This window comes from Mycobacterium interjectum, assembly GCF_900078675.2.
Classification (GTDB): Bacteria; Actinomycetota; Actinomycetes; order Mycobacteriales; family Mycobacteriaceae; genus Mycobacterium; species Mycobacterium interjectum.
In genome coordinates this window covers 161,852-183,188 of the sequence record NZ_LT546237.1, presented here as the reverse complement: position 1 = coordinate 183,188, position 21,337 = coordinate 161,852, and the positions used below count along the sequence as shown (strand labels likewise).

At 69.6% G+C, this 21,337-nt stretch carries 18 protein-coding genes and 4 pseudogenes; 7 read left to right on the top strand and 15 right to left on the bottom strand.

Annotated elements, in window-relative coordinates; genetic code table 11:
* The first annotated feature begins 5 nt into the window (after positions 1–5).
* On the top strand, positions 6–1,121 hold the full coding sequence (gene ald / locus BN4348_RS35260) for an alanine dehydrogenase (protein WP_066909717.1): 1,116 nt from the start codon (positions 6–8) through the stop codon (positions 1,119–1,121).
* A 30-nt stretch (positions 1,122–1,151) separates the two neighbouring features.
* On the opposite strand, the gene BN4348_RS35255 is transcribed toward ald, so the two are convergent.
* From BN4348_RS35255 to BN4348_RS35235, 5 genes are all read right to left on the bottom strand, one after another.
* Entirely contained in the window at positions 1,152–2,174 is a 1,023-nt protein-coding gene (locus BN4348_RS35255; protein WP_066909714.1) for a nitronate monooxygenase, read from the bottom strand.
* Between the two features lie 4 nt (positions 2,175–2,178).
* The gene (locus BN4348_RS35250) at positions 2,179–3,546 is read right to left on the bottom strand and encodes a M16 family metallopeptidase (RefSeq protein WP_066909712.1); all 1,368 of its coding nucleotides are present in this window, start codon (positions 3,544–3,546) and stop codon (positions 2,179–2,181) included.
* A complete protein-coding gene (locus tag BN4348_RS35245) occupies positions 3,527–5,800 on the bottom strand; it encodes a polyribonucleotide nucleotidyltransferase (protein WP_066909708.1) in 2,274 nt (757 codons plus the stop codon). Before BN4348_RS35245 ends, BN4348_RS35250 begins: the two co-directional genes overlap by 20 nt.
* A 322-nt stretch (positions 5,801–6,122) precedes the next feature.
* On the bottom strand, positions 6,123–6,392 hold the full coding sequence (gene rpsO / locus BN4348_RS35240; RefSeq protein WP_066909705.1) for a 30S ribosomal protein S15: 270 nt from the start codon (positions 6,390–6,392) through the stop codon (positions 6,123–6,125).
* Positions 6,393–6,520: 128 nt separating this feature from the next.
* Entirely contained in the window at positions 6,521–7,492 is a 972-nt protein-coding gene (locus BN4348_RS35235; protein ID WP_066909760.1) for a bifunctional riboflavin kinase/FAD synthetase, read from the bottom strand.
* A gap of 93 nt (positions 7,493–7,585) precedes the next feature.
* Between BN4348_RS35235 and mntR the strand changes: the two genes are divergently transcribed.
* Positions 7,586–8,290, top strand: coding sequence for a manganese-binding transcriptional regulator MntR (gene mntR / locus BN4348_RS35230; RefSeq protein ID WP_066909701.1), 705 nt, complete (start codon positions 7,586–7,588; stop codon positions 8,288–8,290).
* Positions 8,291–8,340: 50 nt separating this feature from the next.
* Here the strand turns inward: mntR and BN4348_RS35225 are convergent, their stop codons facing one another.
* From BN4348_RS35225 to BN4348_RS35205, 5 genes are all read right to left on the bottom strand, one after another.
* A complete protein-coding gene (locus BN4348_RS35225) occupies positions 8,341–9,579 on the bottom strand; it encodes an acyl-CoA dehydrogenase family protein (protein WP_066909698.1) in 1,239 nt (412 codons plus the stop codon).
* A gap of 7 nt (positions 9,580–9,586) precedes the next feature.
* A complete protein-coding gene (locus BN4348_RS35220; RefSeq protein WP_066909695.1) occupies positions 9,587–10,777 on the bottom strand; it encodes a lipid-transfer protein in 1,191 nt (396 codons plus the stop codon).
* Between the two features lie 137 nt (positions 10,778–10,914).
* The gene (truB, locus tag BN4348_RS35215) at positions 10,915–11,808 is read right to left on the bottom strand and encodes a tRNA pseudouridine(55) synthase TruB (protein ID WP_268921164.1); all 894 of its coding nucleotides are present in this window, start codon (positions 11,806–11,808) and stop codon (positions 10,915–10,917) included.
* Positions 11,805–12,491 carry a 4'-phosphopantetheinyl transferase PptT gene (gene pptT / locus BN4348_RS35210; protein ID WP_066909689.1) on the bottom strand — a complete coding sequence of 229 codons (687 nt, stop codon included), beginning with the start codon at positions 12,489–12,491 and terminating at the stop codon, positions 11,805–11,807. Before pptT ends, truB begins: the two co-directional genes overlap by 4 nt.
* The gene (locus tag BN4348_RS35205; protein ID WP_066909686.1) at positions 12,488–13,453 is read right to left on the bottom strand and encodes a metallophosphoesterase family protein; all 966 of its coding nucleotides are present in this window, start codon (positions 13,451–13,453) and stop codon (positions 12,488–12,490) included. Before BN4348_RS35205 ends, pptT begins: the two co-directional genes overlap by 4 nt.
* Positions 13,454–13,614: 161 nt before the next feature.
* Between BN4348_RS35205 and BN4348_RS35200 the strand changes: the two genes are divergently transcribed.
* Positions 13,615–14,190, top strand: coding sequence for a hypothetical protein (locus BN4348_RS35200; protein WP_066909682.1), 576 nt, complete (start codon positions 13,615–13,617; stop codon positions 14,188–14,190).
* 27 nt (positions 14,191–14,217) lie between these two features.
* Positions 14,218–15,861: a CocE/NonD family hydrolase gene (locus BN4348_RS35195; protein WP_066909679.1), complete on the top strand. Its 1,644-nt coding sequence runs from the start codon at positions 14,218–14,220 to the stop codon at positions 15,859–15,861.
* 3 nt (positions 15,862–15,864) lie between these two features.
* On the opposite strand, the pseudogene BN4348_RS35190 reads toward BN4348_RS35195, so the two are convergent.
* Together BN4348_RS35190 and BN4348_RS35185 are read right to left on the bottom strand one after the other, a co-directional pair.
* Positions 15,865–16,407: pseudogene (locus BN4348_RS35190) on the bottom strand (DUF1802 family protein); the annotation flags it as partial.
* On the bottom strand, positions 16,404–16,673 hold the full coding sequence (locus BN4348_RS35185) for a DUF2277 domain-containing protein (RefSeq protein WP_066909676.1): 270 nt from the start codon (positions 16,671–16,673) through the stop codon (positions 16,404–16,406). The gene BN4348_RS35185 and the pseudogene BN4348_RS35190, both read right to left, overlap by 4 nt.
* Positions 16,674–16,718: 45 nt before the next feature.
* Between BN4348_RS35185 and BN4348_RS35180 the strand changes: the two genes are divergently transcribed.
* A complete protein-coding gene (locus BN4348_RS35180; RefSeq protein WP_066909673.1) occupies positions 16,719–17,468 on the top strand; it encodes an enoyl-CoA hydratase in 750 nt (249 codons plus the stop codon).
* An 8-nt stretch (positions 17,469–17,476) separates the two neighbouring features.
* Positions 17,477–18,043, top strand: coding sequence for a hypothetical protein (locus BN4348_RS35175; RefSeq protein WP_066909670.1), 567 nt, complete (start codon positions 17,477–17,479; stop codon positions 18,041–18,043).
* 7 nt (positions 18,044–18,050) lie between these two features.
* Here the strand turns inward: BN4348_RS35175 and BN4348_RS35170 are convergent.
* Positions 18,051–18,878: pseudogene (locus BN4348_RS35170) on the bottom strand (DHH family phosphoesterase); the annotation flags it as partial.
* Between BN4348_RS35170 and BN4348_RS35165 the strand changes: the two are divergent.
* Positions 18,838–19,326: pseudogene (locus tag BN4348_RS35165) on the top strand (DUF3558 domain-containing protein); the annotation flags it as partial. The pseudogenes BN4348_RS35170 and BN4348_RS35165 overlap by 41 nt on opposite strands.
* On the opposite strand, the pseudogene BN4348_RS35160 reads toward BN4348_RS35165, so the two are convergent.
* Both BN4348_RS35160 and infB read right to left on the bottom strand, forming a co-directional pair.
* Positions 19,275–19,517, bottom strand: a pseudogene (locus BN4348_RS35160) (ribosome-binding factor A); the annotation flags it as partial. The pseudogenes BN4348_RS35165 and BN4348_RS35160 sit on opposite strands and share 52 nt — an antisense overlap.
* A partial coding sequence (gene infB, locus BN4348_RS35155) for a translation initiation factor IF-2 (RefSeq protein WP_096866109.1) occupies positions 19,517–21,337 on the bottom strand: 1,821 nt, incomplete at its 5' end. The pseudogene BN4348_RS35160 and the gene infB, both read right to left, overlap by 1 nt.

Here is a 21,337-nt window from a genome sequence, read left to right as displayed (position 1 = left end):
GACCCATGCGAGTCGGCGTCCCGACCGAGACCAAGACCAACGAGTTCAGGGTGGCCATCACCCCGGCCGGCGTCGCCGAACTGACCCGCCACGGCCACGAGGTGCTCGTCCAGGCCGGCGCGGGGGAAGGCTCGGCCATCCCCGATGCGGAATTCAAGGCGGCGGGCGCCCAGCTCGCCGACACAGCCGAGCTGGTGTGGGCCGAAGCCGACCTGCTGCTCAAGGTCAAGGAACCGATACCGCCCGAGTACGGCCTGCTGCGCCACGGGCAGGTTCTGTTCACCTACCTGCATTTGGCCGCCTCGCGCGCCTGCACCGACGCGCTATTGGCCTCCGGCACAACGTCGATCGCCTACGAGACCGTCCAGACCGACGACGGCGCGCTGCCGCTGCTGGCCCCGATGAGCGAGGTCGCCGGTCGGCTCGCCGCTCAAGTCGGCGGCTATCACCTGATGCGCACCCAAGGGGGCCGCGGTGTGTTGATGGGCGGGGTGCCCGGGGTCAAGGGCGCCGATGTCGTGGTGATCGGGGCCGGCACCGCCGGGTACAACGCCGCCCGGGTCGCCGGCGGCATGGGCGCCAGCGTCATGGTTTTCGACGTCAACATCGGCAAGCTTCGGCTGCTCGACGCCGAATTCGGTGGGCACGTCGGCACCCGCTATTCCTCGGCGTACGAACTGGAGGGCGCCGTCAAACGCGCCGACCTGGTGATCGGGGCCGTGCTGGTGCCCGGCCACAAGTCACCTAGGCTGATCTCGAATTCCCTTGTGGCGCAGATGAAGCCGGGCGCGGTCCTGGTGGACATCTCCATCGATCAGGGCGGCTGCTTCGAGGATTCGCGGCCCACCACGCACGACGACCCGACATTCGCGGTGCACGACACGCTGTTCTACTGCGTGGCCAACATGCCCAGCGCGGTGCCGAAGACGTCGACCGTCGCGCTGACCAACGCCACCATGCCGTACGTGCTCAAGCTCGCCGACCGGGGCTGGCAGGCGGCGTGCCGGTCCGATCCCCCTCTGGCCAAAGGGCTTTCGACCCATGACGGGATGCTGCTGTCCGAACAGGTGGCCGACGACCTCGGCCTGCCGTGCGCGGACCCCGCGTCGGTCTTCCTCTGACAGCGTTCGCCGGGCCCCGCCCGGCCACACCTAATCGCTGAGGCCGGCGACGATGTCGGCCACCGAGCCCGCGCGGGCCTGCCGGAAGGACGTGCCCGCCCACAGGGCCATCCCCTCCGGGTCTTCGCGTTCGGTCGCGGCCTCCCGTATCGGCAGCGTCATCTGGTTGACCTCGGGGTAGCCCAGCGGGGCCACGTTGTCGAGCAGGCGGATGAATTCGTTCTCCAGGCCGCGCCCATACCGGCCGGAGAACGCGCGCGTGACGATCGTTTTGGCGAAGAGCTGATTCTTCATGGCGGTGCGCTGCGCCTGGCTGGTGCCCGCCTCGTTGCTCAGCAGCAGCGCGGTGCCGACCTGGGCGGCCACGGCTCCCCGGCGCAGCACGCCGGCGACGTCCTCCGCGGTGCCCAGCCCTCCCGCCGCGATGATCGGGATGTCGCGGTGCGTCCGGTGGATCCGGTCGATCAGGTCGTGCAGCGAGTCGGTGGCGGGCTCCATGTCCGGGGCGAAGGTGCCGCGATGGCCGCCGGCGTCGGGGCCCTGGACCACCAGGCTGTCGGCGCCCGCGGCGACGGCCACCCCGGCCTCGTAGGCCGATGTCACCGTGACCATCACCAGCAGACCGTGCGCGCCCAGCCGCCGGATCACGTCCGGCGGCGGCACGCCGAACGTGAAGGACACCAGCTCGGGATGCACGTCGAGGACCACCTCGAGCTTGCGCTCCCAGTCGTCGTCGTCGCCGAACTCGGGCCGGCCCACCTCGCACTGGTAGTGCTCGGCGATGCCTTCGAGCTCGTCGGCGTAATAGTCCAGCGCCACCCAGTCGGCGACGCTGGGCTGGGGCACGAACAGGTTGACGCCCAGCGGGCCGGTGGTCATCGCGCGGGCCGCCGCGATGTCTTCGGCGAACCGTTCGGCGCTCACATACCCGCCGGGGATGAAGCCGAGCCCGCCGGCGTTGGACACCGCCGCGGCCAACGCCGGGGTGCCGGGCCCACCGGCCATGGGGGCGCCCACGATGGGCACCGCGATATCCCAGAAGCCCAGAACCATCCGGCTAATTTACCATCGCCCGAAGTTGTTGGGGCAGCGATCGTTTCGAGGCATACGGGCCCAGAACGGCCGCGCCGTAGCGCCTGCCCAGCAGGCGGCGGGCCACCGCGTTGACCTCCTCGACGCTCACCTCGTCGATTTTTTGCAGAGTGTGCTCGATGCTGCGGTGCCTGCCGTAGTTCAGTTCGCTGCGGCCGATGCGGCTCATCCGGGAGCTGGAGTCCTCCAGTCCGAGGACGAGCCCGCCGCGCAGCGAGCCCTTGGCGATGCGGCATTCCGCCTCGGTGATGCCGTCGCGGGCCACCGCGTCGAGCACCTCGCTGGTCACCCGCATGACCTCGGCGAAACGCTCGGGCAGGCAGGCCGCGTACACCGACAACGCGCCGCTGTCGGCGAAGATGTCGACCGCCGAGTACACCGAATAGGCCAGGCCGCGCAGCTCCCGGACCTCCTGGAACAGCCGGGAACTCAGGCCGCCGCCCAGCGCGGTGTGCAGCACCGACAGCGCCCAGCGATGCTGCCAGCTGCGCCCCGGTGTGCGGACGCCCAACGACAGGTGGGTCTGCTCGGCGTCCCGGTTGACCAGCGTCAGCCCGGGACTTCCGGTGACCCGCCCGGCGCCCTTGCGCGGGGCGATGGGCTGCCGGCCCCGGACCAGATGCTTTCCGAAGTGCTCGCGCACCAACGCGACCACCTCGTCGTGATCGACGTTGCCGGCCACCGCGACGACCATCCGCTCCGGGGTGTAGCGCCGCACATGAAACGAGTGCAGTTGCGACCGCGTCATCGCCGAGACCGAACGCGCGGTGCCGATCACGGGGCGGCCCACCGGGTGATCGCCGAACAGCGCCGACAGGAAGATGTCGCCCAGCGCGTCCTCGGGGTCGTCGTCGCGCATGGCGATCTCCTCGAGGACGACATCGCGTTCGAGCTCGACGTCCTCGGCGGCGCAGCGGCCGTTGAGCACCACGTCGGCGACCAGGTCGACGGCCAGCTCCAGGTCGCTGTCCAGCACGTGGGCGTAGTAGCAGGTGTGCTCGCGGGCGGTGAACGCGTTCAGCTCCCCGCCGACGGCGTCCATCGCCTGGGCGATGTCCACGGCCGTGCGGGTCGGGGTGGACTTGAACAGCAGGTGCTCCAGGAAGTGCGCCGCCCCGGCCACGGTGGCACCCTCGTCGCGGGATCCGACGCCGACCCAGACGCCGACCGAGGCGGAACGCACGGCCGGGAGGTGCTCGGTGACCACCCGCAGGCCGCCCGGCAGCGTGGTGCGGCGGACGGCCTTGTGGTCGGGGTTCACCTCGGCACTCTGCGCTCCCCGACGCAGAGCCGCGGCGTCAGCTGCGTGCCTGCTAGACCGAACTGGCGGCATCGGCCGGCGCGGGCGTGGTCGACGGCGTGTCCGTTGCGTCCGCTGAGTCCTCATCGGCCACCAGCACCAGCGAGATCTTGCCCCGCTTGTCGATGTCGGCGATCTCCACCCGCAGTTTGTCGCCGACGTTCACCACGTCCTCGACCTTCGCGATGCGCTTGCCCCGGCCCAGCTTGGAGATGTGCACCAGGCCGTCGCGACCCGGCAGCAGCGACACGAACGCGCCGAAATCCGTTGTCTTGACCACGGTCCCGAGGAAACGCTCACCCACGGTGGGCAGCTGCGGGTTGGCGATGGCGTTGATCCGGTCGATCGCGGCCTGCGCCGAGGGCCCGTCGGTGGCGCCGACGAACACGGTGCCGTCGTCCTCGATGGAGATCTGGGCGCCGGTCTCCTCGGTGATGGCGTTGATCACCTTGCCCTTGGGACCGATGACCTCACCGATCTTGTCCACCGGGACCTTGATGGTGGTCACCCGCGGCGCGTACGGGCTCATCTCGTCGGGCGCGTCGATGGCCTCGGCCATCACCTCGAGGATGGTCAGCCGGGCGTCCTTGGCCTGCGCCAGCGCCCCCGCGAGCACCTGGGAGGGAATCCCGTCCAGCTTGGTGTCCAGCTGCAGCGCGGTGACGTAGTCCTTGGTGCCGGCGCACTTGAAGTCCATGTCGCCGAACGCGTCCTCGGCGCCCAGGATGTCGGTCAGGGTGACGAAGCGACGCTCGGCCTTGCCGTCCACCTCGACATCGTCGGAGACCAGGCCCATGGCGATGCCGGCGACCGGCGCCTTGAGCGGCACCCCGGCGTTGAGCAGCGCGAGCGTGGACGCGCAGACCGACCCCATGGACGTCGATCCGTTGGAGCCCAGGGCTTCCGACACCTGGCGGATGGCGTAGGGGAATTCCTCGACGCTGGGCAGCACCGGGATCAGGGCCCGCTCGGCGAGCGCGCCGTGCCCGATCTCGCGCCGCTTGGGCGAGCCGACCCGGCCGGTCTCGCCGGTGGAGAACGGCGGGAAGTTGTAGTGATGCATGTAGCGCTTGGACGTTTCCGGTCCCAGCGAGTCGATCTGCTGGGCCATCTTGACCATGTCGAGGGTCGTCACGCCCAGGATCTGGGTCTCGCCGCGCTCGAACAGCGCGCTGCCGTGCGCCCGCGGCACCACGGAGACCTCGGCCGACAGCGCGCGGATGTCGGTGATGCCCCGGCCGTCGATGCGGAAGTGGTCGGTCAGGATGCGCTGGCGGACCAGCTTCTTGGTCAGCGCGCGGAACGCGGCGCTGACCTCCTTTTCCCGGCCCTCGTAGGTCTCGGCGAGCCGCTGGGCCACCTCGGCCTTCAGCTCGTCGGTGCGCGCGTCGCGCTCGGCCTTGCCGCCGATGGTCAGCGCCTTGGCCAGTTCGTCGGTGGCCACCGAGGCCACCGAGTAGTAGACGTCGTCGCCGTAGTCGGGGAACGTCGGGTACTCGCCGACGGGCTTGGCGGCCTTGTCGGCCAGCTCCTGTTGCGCGGTGCACAGCACGGAGATGAACGGCTTGGCGGCCTCCAGGCCCTCGGCCACCACGGTTTCCGTCGGCGCCTGGGCCCCGCCCTCGACGAGCTCGATGACCTTCTCGGTGGCCTCGGCCTCGACCATCATGATCGCGACGTCTGAACCATCGGGGCCGTCAACCTTGCGGCCGGCCACGACCATGTCGAACACGGCCCGCTCGAGCTGCTCGACGGTGGGGAAGGCGACCCAGGTGCCGTCGATCAGCGCCACCCGCACGCCCCCGATGGGGCCGGAGAACGGCAGGCCGCTCAGCTGGGTGGACGCCGACGCGGCGTTGATCGCCAGCACGTCGTACAGGTCGTTGGGGTCCAGGCTCAGGATCGTCACCACGACCTGGATCTCGTTGCGCAGCCCGGAGACGAACGACGGCCGCAGCGGGCGGTCGATGAGCCGGCAGGTCAGGATCGCGTCGGTGGAGGGACGGCCCTCGCGGCGGAAGAACGAGCCGGGGATGCGCCCGGCGGCATACATCCGCTCCTCGACGTCGACCGTCAGCGGGAAGAAGTCGAAGTGCTCCTTGGGGCTCTTGCTGGCGGTGGTCGCCGACAACAGCATGTTTTCGTCGTCCAGGTACGCGACGACGGCTCCGGCGGCCTGCTGGGCCAGCCTGCCGGTCTCGAAACGGACGGTGCGGGTGCCGAAGCTCCCGTTGTCGATGGTGGCGGTCGCCTCGAAGACGCCTTCGTCGATTTCAGCTACAGACATGGGTGTCCGTATGACCTCTCTGGGTATTCAGCTGTTTCGCGTCGTCACGCGCGAGTAACCCGAGAGCTTCCCTAGGAGGAAGAAGTCTGATGCGGCTACGGCCATCGATCGAAGCGGCCGACCTGCCCCAGATCCGGAGAGCCCGGCAGCCACTACCGAAGACCGCCCGATACAGACCGGGCTGCTCCCTTGTGACGGTGCTGGAACGGCTCACGCGGATCTGCGCAAACCGCACCGTTTGCTCGGGCCGAAGCGGCCCAGAACGCTCCCACTCTACACGGGCGAACTTAGCGGGCCAGCGGGCGCCGGGATGTGCCGGGCGTCAGCGACGCAGGCCCAGCCGCTCGACGAGCGAGCGGTAGCGCTCCACGTCGATCTGCGACACGTACTTGAGCAGCCGGCGCCGGCGGCCCACCAGCAGCAGCAGTCCCCGCCTCGAGTGGTGGTCGTGCTTGTGCACCTTGAGGTGCTCGGTCAGGTCGGCGATCCGCCGGGTCAGCAGGGCGACCTGCGCCTCCGGGGACCCGGTGTCGGTGTCGTGCAGGCCGTAGGAGCCCAGGATTTCTTTTTTCTGCTCGGCAGTAAGCGCCACGAAACTATCTCCATCAATCGGTCCGCGATGTGGATTCTAAAGCGCGGCCACCGCGAACCGCAGCACGCGCCGATGTCGTCCGGCAGTCTAGCAGCGGGGCGGCGGCCGACTCGAATCGTCGGGCGCGGTCAGTCGGCGAGCAGGGTGCGGGCCCGGTCGGTGTCCTCGCCCATCGCGGCGACGAGGCCCTTGATCGTGTCGAACCTGCGCTGTCCGCGGATGCGCGCGACGAAGTCCAGCGCCACGTGCTGCCCGTACAGGTCGGCGCTGGTGTCCAGGACGAAGGCCTCGACGGTGCGGGTGCGCCCCGAGAAGGTCGGGTTGGTGCCGACGGACACCGCGGCCTGGTAGCGCTCCCCCGGGACGACGGTGCCGGCCACCGGTCCGTGCCCCAGCACGGTGAACCACGCCGCGTACACGCCGTCGGCCGGGATGGCCGAGTACATCGGCGGCGCGACGTTGGCGGTCGGAAAGCCCAGCTCCATGCCCCGCCCCTCGCCCCGGACGACGACGCCCTCGACGCGGTGCGGGCGGCCCAGCGCCTCGGTGGCGGCGACCACGTCGCCGGCGTCCACGCAGGAGCGGATGTAGGTGGACGAGAACGTCACGGTCTCGTTGCTGTGGTGCTCGGACAGCAGCGACATGGACTCCACCGCGAATCCGAACCGGTCGCCGGCGCGGCGCAACGTCTCGACGTTGCCGGCCGCCTTCTTGCCGAACGTGAAGTTCTCCCCCACCACGACCTCCACCACGTGCAGGTTCTCCACCAGCAGCTCGTGGATGTAGCGCTCCGGGGTGAGCTTCATGAAGTCGCTGGTGAACGGCATCACCAGGAAGACGTCGATGCCCAGCTCCTCGACGAGCTCGGCGCGGCGGGTCAGCGTCGTGAGCTGCGCGGGGTGGCTGCCCGGATAGACCACTTCCATCGGGTGCGGGTCGAACGTCATCAGCACGGTCGGCACGTTGCGGGCCCGGGCGGCTTTCACCGCGTGCGCGATCAGCTCGGCGTGGCCGCGATGGACACCATCGAACACCCCGATGGTGACCACGCATCTGCCCCAGTCCGTGGGAATCTCGTCTTGGCCGCGCCACCGCTGCACGACCGCAAGCCTACGGCGCCGTACCGGGCCGTCGCGCGCCAGATCGGAGCGCGACACGCCGAATCAGGTGTGGGTTGCCTAAACTTTCTGCTTGTGAGGGCTGACGATGAGCCTGGCGGTATCACCGCGGTCGGCCAGGACTACCTGAAGGTCATCTGGAATGCCCAGGAATGGTCCACGGACTCCGGTCCCGCGAAGGTCAGCACCAAGATGCTGGCCGACCGGATCGGGGTGTCGGCCAGCACCGCCTCGGAGTCGATCCGCAAGCTCGCGGAGCAGGGGCTGGTCGACCACGAGAAGTACGGCGCGGTCACGCTGACCGAGGCCGGGCGCCGGGCGGCCCTCGAGGTGGTGCGCCGCCACCGGTTACTGGAAACCTTCCTGGTCAACGAGCTCGGTTACGGCTGGGACGAGGTGCACGACGAGGCCGAGGTGCTCGAGCACGCGGTGTCGGATCGCCTGGTCGCCCGCATCGACGCCAAGCTGGGATATCCCCGGCGCGACCCGCACGGCGACCCCATCCCCGCCTCCGACGGGCAGGTGCCCACGCCGCCGGCCCGCCAGCTGTGGGCGTGCGGCGATGGGGACACCGGGACGGTCGCCCGCATCTCCGATTCCGATCCCGAGATGCTGCGCTACTTCACCGACGTCGGCATCCACCTGGACTCGCGGCTGCGCGTGCTGACCCGCCGCGAATTCGCCGGCATGATCTCCGTCGTGATCGAAGCCGCCGACGGCGCCGAGTGCACCGTCGACCTGGGCAGCCCCGCCGCGCGCGCGATCTGGGTCGTCGCTTAGCCGCGGCGATCGCAAGCGCGGCGAAGCCGGGCGCTGCGGGTCGCCGCCGTCTAGCTCAGCAGGCCCTTGGCGATGTGGGTGACCTGAACCTCGTTGCTGCCGGCGTAGATCATCAGCGACTTCGCGTCGCGGGCCAGTTGCTCGACGCGGTACTCGGCCATGTAGCCGTTGCCGCCGAACAGCTGCACGGCGTCCATGGCGACGTCGGTGGCCGCCTCCGAGGAGTACAGTTTGATCGCCGACGCCTCGGCCAGCGTCAGCGGTTTGCCCGCCTGCTGCCGCTCGATCGTCTGAAAAACCATGTTCTGCACGTTCATTCGCGCGATTTCCATCTTCGCCAGCTTGAGCTGGATCAGCTGGAACTGGCCGATGTTGCGGCCCCACAGCGTCCGGGTCTTGGCGTAATCCACGCACAGCCGGTGGCATTCGTTGATGATGCCCAGCGCCATCATCGCGATCCCGATGCGTTCCGCGGCGAAATTGTCGCGGGCGCTGTCGCGGCCGTCGCCGCCGGAGTGGCGCTGGTCCCCGCCGAGCAGGCGGTCGGGGGTCAGCCGCACGTTGTCGAAGAACAATTCCCCCGTCGGCGAGGACATCATGCCCATCTTCTTGAACGGCTTGCCCTGCGTGAGGCCGGGCATGCCCGCGTCCAGCACGAAGATCAGCACCGGCCGGTTGCGCTTGTCCACCGCTGAGCCGTCGTCCAGCTTGGCGTACACGACCAGGACGTCGGCGTAGGGCCCGTTGGTGATGAACGTCTTCTGCCCGTTGAGGATGTAGTCTTCGCCGTCGCGCTTCACGGACGTCTTCATGCCGCCGAACGCGTCCGAACCGGAGTCGGGCTCGGTGATCGCCCACGCCGCGATCTTCTTCAGCGTCATCAGGTCGGGCAGCCAGCGTTCCTTCTGGGCCAGGGTGCCGCGGCTCATGATGGTCGCCGCGCCCAGGCCGAGGCTGACCGACGCGGTGCTCAGCAAGCCGATGCTGACGCGCGCGATTTCGGACACCAGCACCGCGACCATCGATCCCTGCGCTCCGAAACCACTTGTGCCATCGCCTTTTTCGGCGGGTTCGTCGCCCACTTGCTTGGCGCGCTCGCGTTGAAGCATCGACTTGACCGACTCGGCGGCCATCACGTCGAGGCCGAACTGGCTGAACAGCTTGCGGGCGATCGGATAGGGCGACAGCGCACCCGTTTCCAGCTCATCGAGGTGCGGGCGGATCTCCTTGTCGATGAACTGGCGAACGGCATCCCGGACCATCAGGTCCGTGTCGGACCATTCGAACATTGCGCCCTTAGCGTTCGGCGCGCTGGTAGGCGGTGACCACGGCGGCGCCGCCCAGCCCGATGTTGTGCTGCAGCGCCGCGGTCACGTTGTCGACCTGGCGCGCCTCGGCGGTGCCGCGCAGCTGCCAGGTCAGCTCGGCGCACTGCGCCAGCCCGGTCGCACCCAGCGGGTGTCCCTTGGAGATCAGCCCGCCGGAGGGGTTGACCACCCAGCGTCCGCCGTAGGTGGTGTCGCCGTTGTCGATCAGCTTCGGCGCCTCGCCCGGGCCGCACAGGCCGAGGGCCTCATACAGCAGCAGCTCGTTGGCCGAGAAGCAGTCGTGCAGCTCGATCACCTGGAAGTCCTCGGGGCCCAGCCCGGACTGGTCGTAAACCTGTTGGGCGGCTTGCACGTTCATGTCATAGCCGATGAGGTTCTTCGCGCTGCCGTCGAACGTCGAGGCGAAGTCGGTGGTCATCGCCTGACCGACGATCTCCACCGCCTGGCCGGCCAGCCCGTGGCTGTCGACGAAGCTCTCCGAGGCCACGATCGCCGCGCCCGAGCCGTCCGAGGTGGGCGAGCACTGCAGCTTGGTCAGCGGGTCGGAGATCATCCGCGACGCCAGGATGTCGTCGAGCGTGTAGGACTCCTGGAATTGCGCGAACGGGTTGTTGGTGGAGTGCTTGTGATTCTTGTAGCCGATCTTGGCGAAATGCTCTGCGGTGGTGCCGTATTGCCGCATGTGCTCGCGGCCGGCGGCGCCGAACATCCATGGCGCGACGGGCATCGCGAACTCGTCGATCTCGGCCATCGCCTTGACGTGGCGGCCCATCGGCGACTCGCGGTCGGAGGCGCCGCCGCTCAGCGCGCCGGGTTGCATCTTCTCGAAGCCGAGCGCGATGGCGCAGTCGGCGAGCCCGCCGCGGACGGCCTGCGCGGCCAGGAACAGCGCCGTCGAGCCGGTCGAGCAGTTGTTGTTGACGTTGACGATCGGAATGCCGGTCATGCCCAGCTCGTAGAGCGCCCGCTGCCCGGACGTCGAGTCGCCGGCGACGTAGCCGACGTAGCCCTGCTGCACCTCGCGGTAGTCGATGCCGGCGTCGGTCAGCGCGTTGGTGCCCGACTCCCTCGCCATGTCCGGGTAGTCCCAGCCTTCGCGGCGGCCCGGCTTCTCGAACTTCGTCATGCCCACGCCGACGACGTAAACCTTGTTGGACATCTTGCACCTTCCCGACCGTTAAACCGTCTAGACACCTCAGTGTGCAACTTAGCCCCCCGGCGCCCTCGGCGGGAGCCCTCTGCCGCATCGCCGAGGCGGTAATTTCGCAGGTCGCCACTCGCGCTTTGGCTGCAGATTTACAGGCTCGCCGGGCGGAGCACCACCACCGACTTCGTCGTCGCCCCCTCGTCGCGCAGCAGCGCGATCACCCGGCCGTCGGCGTCGGCGGCGGCATAGACCCCGTCGATCCCGGCCGGCGACAGGGACCGGCCGTTGCTTGCCGCCTCGGCCTGCTCGGCGGACAGGTCGCGGCGCGCAAACAGCAGCAGGCACGCCTCGTCCAGCGACCAGGTCAGCAGGGGACGTTCGGCCAGGTCGTCCAGCGATCGCGCCCGGTCCAGCCCGAAGCGCCCGACGCGGGTGCGCCGCAACGACGTCAGATGCCCCCCGACCCCGAGCGCCGCGCCGAGATCGCGGGCCAGCGCGCGCACGTAGGTCCCCGACGAGCAGTCGACCTCGACGTCGAGATTGATGACCTCGCCGTCGCGGCGCACGGCCAGCACCTCGAACCGGTCGATGCGCACCGGCCGCGCCGCCAGCTCGACGGCATGGCCCTCGCGGACCAGCCGGTAGGCGCGCCGGCCGTCCACCTTGATCGCGCTGACCGCCGACGGCACCTGCTCGATGTCGCCGCGCAACCCGTCCACGGCGGCGGCGATCGCCGCATCCGTCAGCTGCCCGGCCGGAACGCATTGCAGCACTTCGCCTTCGGCGTCCTCGGTGGACGTGGTCTGGCCCAGGCGGATGGTGGCCGCATAGGACTTCGGCGCCGCGGTCAGCAGGCCGAGGATCTTGGTGGCCCGGTCGACGCCGATGACCAGGACGCCGGTCGCCATCGGGTCCAGGGTCCCCGCGTGGCCCACCCTGCGGGTGGCGAAGATGCGGCGGCAGCGCCCCACCACGTCGTGGCTGGTCATACCGGCCGGCTTGTCGACCAGGACCAGTCCGGGACCAATCCCCGGTCCGCTCAAAGCACGATCCCGGTGATTACCAGCCCGCGCTCGACCGACCAACGGCCCCGCAACGACGTCAGCGGCGGACCGGCCAGCGCCTCCCCGTCGATCAGGATCTTGGAGACGAACACCCCGGAGGTTCGCCCGCCGGGCGGGTCGAGGTCGAACACGATGTGGGCGTCCTCGAAACCCAGCCACCGCCTGGTCAGCGGGAACCAGGCCTTGTACGTCGCCTCCTTGGCGCAGAACAGGATTCGGTCCCAATGCAGTCCATCGGGCAGCGCGCCGATCTCATGGCGTTCCTCCTCCAGCGCGATCGCCCCCAGCACACCGTCGGGCAGCACGTCGTGCGGTTCGGCGTCGATGCCCACCGATCGCACCGCGCCGGCGCGGCCCACCACCGCGCCGCGGTAGCCGGTGCAGTGGGTGAGGCTGCCCACCACGCCGTCGGGCCAGCAGGGTTCGCCCTTGTCGCCCTTGAGGATCGGCACCGGCGGCACACCGAGCTCGCCCATCGCGATGCGGGCGCAGTGCCGAACGGTGACGAACTCGTTGCGGCGCTTGGCAACCGACTTGGCGATCAGCGGCTCCTCTTCGGGCAGCGGCGTCAGGCCCGGCGGGTCGGAATACACCTCCGAGTACGCGAGATCGCCGGACGCCGTGTCGGGCAACACCGACGACACGAGCATGCGCCCCGTCATCGGGATTGCCGCTGCCGCACTCGTTCCCGGAACTGGACGGCCTGCCGGCGCATCTCGGGGGTGATCACGAAGTGACCGCCGAAGTCGTTGAGATAGCCGGGCGCGTACTGCGGATCCGGTAACACCTGGCGCAGCCAGCTGTACGGCTTGCGGCGGCGCCACTCCCGCGGGTAGCCGACCGAGACCTCCTCGAAGCGCACGTCGTCGTACCAGGTGGTGCGCGGGATGTGCAGGTGCCCGTACACCGAGCAGATGGCGTTGTAGCGGGTGTGCCAGTCGGCGGTCTTGGTGGTTCCGCACCACAGCGAGAATTCCGGGTAGAACAGCGCGTCGCAGGGGTCCCGCACCAGCGGGAAGTGGTTCACCAGGACCGTCGGCGTCATCCAGTCGAGCTCTTCGAGGCGGGCCCGGGTGGCGGCAAGCCGCTCCCGACACCAGGCCTCGCGGGTGGCGTAGGGCTCGCAGGAGAGCAGGAATTCGTCGGTGGCCACCACGTTGCGCTCCCGCGCGATGGCCAGGCCTTCGGCTTTGCTCGTCGCGCCCTCCGGCAAGAAGGTGTAGTCGTACAGCAGGAACATCGGCACGATCGTGGCCGGGCCGCCGCGTTCGGTCCACACCGGGAACGGATGCTCGGGGCTGACCACGCCCAGCTCGTCGCACACGTTCACCAGGTAGTCGTAGCGGGCCTTGCCGAAGACCTGCATGGGGTCGCGGTTGGTGGTCCACAGCTCGTGGTTGCCGGGCACCCAGATCACCTTGGCGAAACGCCGCCGCAGCAGGTCAAGCGCCCAACGGATCTCGTCGGTGCGTTCGGCGACGTCGCCGGCCACGATCAGCCAGTCCTCCGGCGACGACGGATACAGCGATTCGGTGACGGGCTTGTTGCCGAGGTGCCCGGTGTGCAGGTCGGAAACCGCCCACAGCGTCGGCTGCGCCCCGTTCGTCGATTCCGGTGTCACCACGACTAACCAGCCTAACGACTCGCTCTGCCGAGCCGGTTTTGCGCTGGGCCCTTGCTTGCCGGATTGGAACGTGTTCTCTTTTCACTGTGACGCCGCCGACCCGACTTGTACACTCCCGGCAAGGACGGCCGAGGCGTGACCGGGCGGGGGTAGGAGATGTCGTGTTCGCCAATCTGCGTCTGATCTCAGCGCTGGGCGCGCTGGCCACGGCGGTGGCGGTGGGCTGGCAGAGCGCGCCGGCGGGGATGGGCGGGGATGGGCCCGTCGAGCTGCGCTCGACGGCGGCGCCGATGGAGACCACCATGAAAAGCCCCATCGTCGCGACGACCGATCCGCGTCCCTTCGATGCGTGCGAGGACATTCCGTTCGACGTCGTGCAGCGGCTCGGGCTGGCGTTCACGCCTCCGGAACACGAGGACGGGCTGCGCTGCCACTTCGACGCGGGCAACTACCAGCTGGCCGTCGAGCCCATCATCTGGCGCACCTACGAACAGTCCCTGCCCCCCGACGCCGTGGAAACCACGATCGCCGGTCACCGGGCCGCGCAGTACTGGGTGATGAAGCCGACCTATCACAACAGCTTCTGGTTCTTCTCATGCATGGTGGCGTTCAAGACCAGCTACGGGGTGCTGCAGCAGGCGCTGTACTTCTCGACCGTCTACTCCAACCCGGAGGTGGACTGCATGTCCACCAATCTGCAGCGCGCCAACGACCTGGTGCCGTATTACAAGTTTTAATCCGGCAAAGAACCTAGCCTGGGAGTCGTGACCACGACGCCCACCCGCCCCGCGCGACGCACGCCAAGCCCGCTGAGCCGGGCCGGCGACGCCGCGCTGGGCCGCGGGCTGGGCCTGCCCCGGGCGACCACCGATTACACCGCCCACCGCGTCGAGGTGCCGATGCGCGACGGGGTGCAGCTGGCGGCCGACCACTACGCGCCCACGACGTCCACGCCCGCCGGTACCTTGCTCGTCCGCACGCCGTACGGGAGGGCCTTCCCGTTCTCGCTGGCCTACGCGCGGCTCTACGCCGCCCGCGGCTACCACGTCGTGCTGCAGAGCGTGCGCGGCACGTTCGGGTCGGGCGGGGATTTCGAACCGATGGTCAACGAGGCCGCCGACGGCGCCGACACGGCCGCGTGGCTGCGCGGGCAGCCGTGGTTCACCGGCCGATTCGCCACCGTCGGGGTGTCGTATCTGGGCTTCACCCAGTGGGCGCTGCTGCAGGATCCCCCGCCGGAGCTGGCCGCGGCCGTCATCACCGCGGGCCCGCACGATTTCAACGCCTCCGTGTGGGGCACCGGCTCGTTCGCCATCAACGACTTCCTGGGCTGGAGCGACCTGGTTTCCCACCAAGAGGACCCGGCGCGCGTGCGGCTGGCGCTGCGCCAGCTGCAGGCCCGGCGCAAGGTGGCAGAGGCGGCCAGGGTGCTGCCGCTGGGCGAGGCGGCCCGAGCGCTGCTCGGCGCGGGCGCGCCGTGGTTCGAGTCGTGGGTGGAACACCGCGACGACGCGTTCTGGGATTCGCTGCGGTGCCCTGAGGCGCTGGACCGGACGCGGGTACCGGTGCTGCTCATCGGCGGCTGGCAGGACCTCTTCGTTCGGCAGACGCTGCAGCAGTATGCGCACCTGCGCGACCGGGGCGTCGACGTCGCACTCACGATGGGGCCCTGGACGCACACCCAGCTGCTCGGCAAGGCGCTGCCCCTCAGCGCGCGGGAAACGCTGGACTGGCTGAACGCCCACCTGGGCGGCGCGCCCCTGCGCCGGCCCAGCCGGGTCCACGCGCACGTCACCGGCTCGGACGGCGGTCAAGGCTGGCGCCACCTGCCCGACTGGCCGCCGGCCACCACCGAACGGGCGCTGTACCTGCGGCCGGGCGGGCACCTGGGCGAGACCGCCCCGACGAACCTGAAGCGGCCGGCGGCGGCGACGTTTCGCTCCGACCCCGCCGACCCGACGCCGACCACCGGCGGTCCGCTGCTGTCCACGATCGGCGGCTACCGCGACGACAGCGGCCTCGCCCGGCGCGACGACGTCCTCGCCTTCACCGGCTTCACGCTCACCCACGACGTGTACGTCTACGGGAACCCGGTCATCGAGCTGGCGCACAGCTCCGACAATCCCCATGTCGACCTGTTCGTCCGGGTGAGCGAGGTCGACGTCAAGGGTCGGTCCCGAAACATCAGCGACGGCTACCGGCGGTTGAGCGGCAAGACGAAGACCGTCCGGATCGAATTGGACGGGATCGCCCACCGGTTCCGCGCGGGATCGCGCATCCGGGTGCTGATCGCGGGCAGCTGGTTCCCGCGCTACGCGCGCAACCTCGGTACCGATGAACCCTTGTTGACGGCCCGGCAGTCCACGCCGGCCACCCACGCCGTGCACTACGGCCGCTCCNGGATGTGAATAAGAGACCGGGTCTAGCGCGGCCTCGTCCCAGACCGGCGCGGCCAGCCGCACGTCGGCCGGGGCCAGCGCGAGCTGCACCCAGCTGGTGCAGCCCGCGTACTGAGGGGTGCGCGTGATCCGCAGCGGCTCGGCCAACGGAATCACCGACACCACCAGCACGGCCAGCTTGTGCTTGGGCCGGAAGTCGAGCCGGTCCTCGCGCACCGACGCGGCAGTCCAGATGTGCAGATCCTCGATTGCCGGAAGGCCGTCCGGACGGTTAACCTCTTGCGCCGCAACAACTTTCGCGGCGGCCCGGATCACCAGCCGCTCGTCGGTACTGTCGTCGGCCGCGGCGTCCAGCAGCTCGGAATGCTCCGGCCGGACGCGCTCGGCGTGGCTGTGCGCGACTGTCGGGAACAGCAGGAACTCCCGGGCGGCCAGCTCGAAGCGCTTCTCGCCGATGCCGCCCTTGCGCAGCAGCACGCGCTGCCGGCCGTCGAGCAGCCCATGCACCACCGCGCTCCACTCCTTGAGCGCGGGCATGGTTGCGGTGGGCGTCATTTCGCGTTGGCGAGGCGGGCAACCACCTCGGGCCGGCGCAACGGCGGGACCGTCTTGGGCGGCTGGCGCCGCTCTGGCAGTGCCGCGAGCAATCGCGTCGTCGTCTCGGTGACCTCGGCGACGGCGGCCTCGAACGCCCCGATGTTCGCGGTCGACGGGCGGGTGATGCCGCTGACCTTGCGCACGTACTGGCGCGCGGCCGCCGCGATCTCCTCCGGCGTCGCCGCGGGCTGCAATCCGCGCAGTTCTGTGATGTTCCGGCACATGAGACTCAACGATAAACGCCGCTCGCCACCCTCTACGGTGAACACATGACCGACGACATCCTGCTGATCGAGACCGACGAGCGGGTGCGCACCCTGACCCTCAACCGGCCCCAGGCGCGCAACGCGCTGTCGTCGGCGCTGCGGGACCGGTTGTTCGGTGCGCTGACCGACGCGGAGACCGACGACGGCGTCGACGTCGTCATCGTCACCGGCGCCGACCCGGTGTTCTGCGCGGGGCTGGACCTCAAGGAGCTGGGCGGCAAGACGGCACTGCCGGACATCTCCCCACGCTGGCCGCCGTTGACCAAGCCGGTGATCGGCGCGATCAACGGCGCCGCGGTCACCGGCGGGCTGGAGCTGGCCCTGTACTGCGACGTCCTGATCGCCTCCGAGCAGGCCCGGTTCGCCGACACGCACGCCCGGGTGGGGCTGCTGCCCACCTGGGGGCTGAGCGTGCGGTTGCCGCAGAAGGTGGGCATCGGCCTGGCCCGGCGCATGAGCCTCACCGGCGACTACCTGTCCGCCGCCGAGGCGCTGCGCGCCGGCCTGGTGACCGAGGTGGTGCCGCACGACCGGCTGATGCCCACGGCGCGTGAGGTGGCGGCCTCCATCGTCGGCAACAACCAGAACGCGGTCCGGGCGTTGCTGACGTCCTATCACCGGATCGACGACTCGCAGACCAGCGCGGGGCTGTGGATGGAGGCGATGGCGGCCAGACAGTTCCGGACCAGCGGCGACGACATCGCCGCCAACCGCGACGCCGTCCTGCAACGCGGTCGGGCCCAGGTGCATTAGGAGGAGCGATGCGCGGCACCCTGCGGGCCCTCGGCGGCCTGACCCTGGCGGCATCCGCATTGGCGCCGGCACCGCAGGCCGCGGCGCTGCCCCCGCCGGGGTTTCCGGATCTGAACAAGTTCATCGCCGTACCGGTGGACGGCTACGCCACGACGCCGCGCCCGGGCGGCGGGCCCCGCATCAGTTTTTCGGTCACGCCGACCCTGGTGTGCGACTTCTACGGCGGTCCGGCGCCCGTGCCGCAACCGTCACAGGACATCAAGTGCAGCGGCGACACCCCCGGAATGGATGACGTGCCGTTCCCCGGCGGTGGCCACCCGAAGCCCGGCGATTGCGTCGTGGGCGCGGTGAGTTTCAAGGGACCCGGCTACGAGCTGAGCCGCATGACCTACGGCGGGTGCGACGGCAACCCGCCCCCACTGCCGTCGGGAGCCAAGGCGCTGGCCCCCGGCCAGAAGCTGTCGTACCTCAACGTGACCTGCGCGGTGGGGGCCGACAACCTCGTCGCCTGCCTGGACACCACCAGCGGGGACCACGGCTTCGTGCTGGACCCGTCGGGAAGCTGGGCGTTCTAGCCCGAATTCAGCCGAGCGCCGCGCGCAGCGACGCCACGGCGTCGTCGATCGAGCCGTCGGTCGAGTAGCCGGCGGCCAGCCGATGACCCCCGCCGCCGAACTTCGACGCGACCGCCGCCAGATCCACGTCGGCCTTGGCCCGCATCGACACCGACCACCGCTGGGGGTCGACCTCCTTGAAGACGGCCGCCACCTCCGCCTGCTGCGTGGTCCGCACGATGTCGACGATGCTCTCGACTTCCTCCGGGCGAGAGTCGATCCAGTCCTGATGCCCGACGACGGTGTAGACCAGCCCGCGACCGCCGACCGCGTCGGGCAGCAACTGCGCCGAGGCCAGCACCCGCGACAGCAGCGGCAGCCACCCGAACGGATGCGTGTCCATCAGCGTGCGGCTGATCTGGGCGTTGTCGACGCCGATGTCGACCAACCGGGCCGCCAGCCGAAGGGCGCGGGCGCTGGCCCACCGGAACGATCCGGTGTCGGTCGTCAGCCCGGCGTAGATGCAGTGCGCCACATCGACATCGATCGGCTTGCCCCAGGCGTCGAGGATGTCGGCGATCATCATCGTGGTGGAATCCGCCGACACGTCGATGAAGTTGTCGCTGCCGAACATCTCGTTGGAAGCGTGGTGGTCGATGACCAGCAGCCGCCGGCCACCACCGGCCAGGTCGCCCAGCTCCCCCAGCCGCTTGAGGCTCGGAACGTCAACGGTCACAACCAAATCGACGTCGCGGCTCATCCCTTCGGGGCTGACCAGCAGGTGACATCCGGGCAGCGACNCACCGGCGGGGATGGGCGGGGATGGGCCCGTCGAGCTGCGCTCGACGGCGGCGCCGATGGAGACCACCATGAAAAGCCCCATCGTCGCGACGACCGATCCGCGTCCCTTCGATGCGTGCGAGGACATTCCGTTCGACGTCGTGCAGCGGCTCGGGCTGGCGTTCACGCCTCCGGAACACGAGGACGGGCTGCGCTGCCACTTCGACGCGGGCAACTACCAGCTGGCCGTCGAGCCCATCATCTGGCGCACCTACGAACAGTCCCTGCCCCCCGACGCCGTGGAAACCACGATCGCCGGTCACCGGGCCGCGCAGTACTGGGTGATGAAGCCGACCTATCACAACAGCTTCTGGTTCTTCTCATGCATGGTGGCGTTCAAGACCAGCTACGGGGTGCTGCAGCAGGCGCTGTACTTCTCGACCGTCTACTCCAACCCGGAGGTGGACTGCNTGGTGCGCAGCGCGCCCTTGGCGCGCTCCAGCGCGGCCGCGGCGGCCGCGTAGTCGGGCTCGTCGTCGAGCGTGCGCCCCATCACCGTGTAGAACACGGTCGCGTCGTGCAGGTCGGCGGTGACCTTCGCGTCGACGATGGTCACCCCGTCCAGCCCCGGATCCTTGATCTCGAACTCGATCGCCGACGCGACGATCGTGAAGATCCGTTTGGCCAGCCGTCGCGCCCGCGCGGGGTCAGCCATTAAGCGCGCTCCTTCTGGACCAGCTCGTAGGACTCGATGATGTCGCCTTCCTTGATGTCGGAGTAGCCCAGCGTCATACCGCATTCGAAGCCCTCGCGGACCTCGGTGACGTCGTCCTTCTCCCGGCGCAGCGAGGTGATCGAGAGGTTGTCGGCCACCACGATGTTGTCCCGCAGCAGCCGGGCCTTCGCGTTGCGGCGCACCACACCCGAGCTGATCATGCAGCCGGCGATGATGCCGACCTTCGAGGACCGGAAGATCGCCCGGATCTCGGCGCGCCCCAGCTCGTTCTCCTCGTAGATCGGCTTGAGCATGCCGCGCAGGGCCTTCTCGATCTCGTCGATCGCCTGGTAGATCACCGAGTAGTAGCGGATCTCCACGCCCTCGCGGTTGGCCAGCTCGGTCGCCTTGCCCTCGGCGCGCACGTTGAAGCCGATGATGATCGCGTCCGAGGCCGACGCCAGGTTGACGTTGGTCTCGGTGATGCCACCGACGCCGCGGTCGATGACGCGCAGCTCCACCTCGTCGTCGACCTGGATGCCCATCAGGGCCTCCTCCAGCGCCTCGACCGTACCGGCGTTGTCGCCCTTGAGGATCAGGTTCAGCTGGCTGGTTTCCTTCAGCGCCGAGTCCAGGTCCTCCAGGCTGATCCGCTTGCGGCTGCGCGCCGCCAGGGCATTGCGCTTGCGGGCGCTGCGCCGGTCGGCGATCTGCCGTGCGATGCGGTCCTCGTCGACCACCAGGAAGTTGTCACCGGCGCCGGGCACCGACGTGAACCCGATGACCTGCACCGGCCGCGACGGCAGCGCCTCCTCGACGTCCTCGCCGTGCTCGTCGACCATGCGGCGCACCCGCCCGTAGGCGTCGCCGGCGACCACCGAGTCACCCACGCGCAGCGTGCCGCGCTGGATCAGGACCGTTGCGACCGGTCCGCGGCCGCGGTCCAGGTGCGCCTCGATCGCCACACCCTGGGCCTCCATGTCGGGGTTGGCCCGCAGGTCCAGGGCGGCGTCGGCGGTCAGCAGCACCGCCTCCTCGAGCGCCTCGATGTTGGTGCCCTCCTTGGCGGAGATGTCCACGAACATCGTGTCGCCACCGAAATCCTCGGCGACAAGCCCGAACTCGGTGAGCTGACCGCGGATCTTCGCCGGGTCGGCGCCCTCCTTGTCGATCTTGTTGACCGCCACCACGATCGGCACGTCGGCCGCCTGCGCGTGGTTGATGGCCTCCACCGTCTGCGGCATGACGCCGTCGTCGGCGGCCACCACGAGGATGGCGATGTCGGTGGCCTTCGCACCGCGGGCACGCATGGCGGTGAACGCCTCGTGGCCCGGGGTGTCGATGAAGGTGATCGGCCGTTCGGTGCCGTCCAGGTCGACGGAGACCTGGTAGGCGCCGATGTGCTGAGTGATGCCGCCGGCCTCACCCTCGCGGACGCTGGCCTTGCGGATGGTGTCCAGCAGCCGCGTCTTACCGTGGTCGACGTGGCCCATGACGGTCACCACCGGCGGACGGGTCTGCAGGTCCTCCTCGCCGCCCTCGTCCTCGCCGTAGGTCAGGTCGAAGGATTCCAGTAGCTCGCGGTCCTCGTCCTCGGGGCTGACGACCTGGACGACGTAGTTCATCTCGCTGCCCAGCAGCTCGAGCGTCTCGTCGCCGACGGATTGCGTGGCCGTCACCATCTCGCCGAGGTTGAACAGCGCCTGCACCAGCGAGGCCGGGTTGGCGTCGATCTTCTCGGCGAAGTCGCTCAGCGACGCGCCGCGGGCCAGCCGGATCGTCTCGCCGTTGCCGTGCGGCAACCGCACGCCGCCGACGAC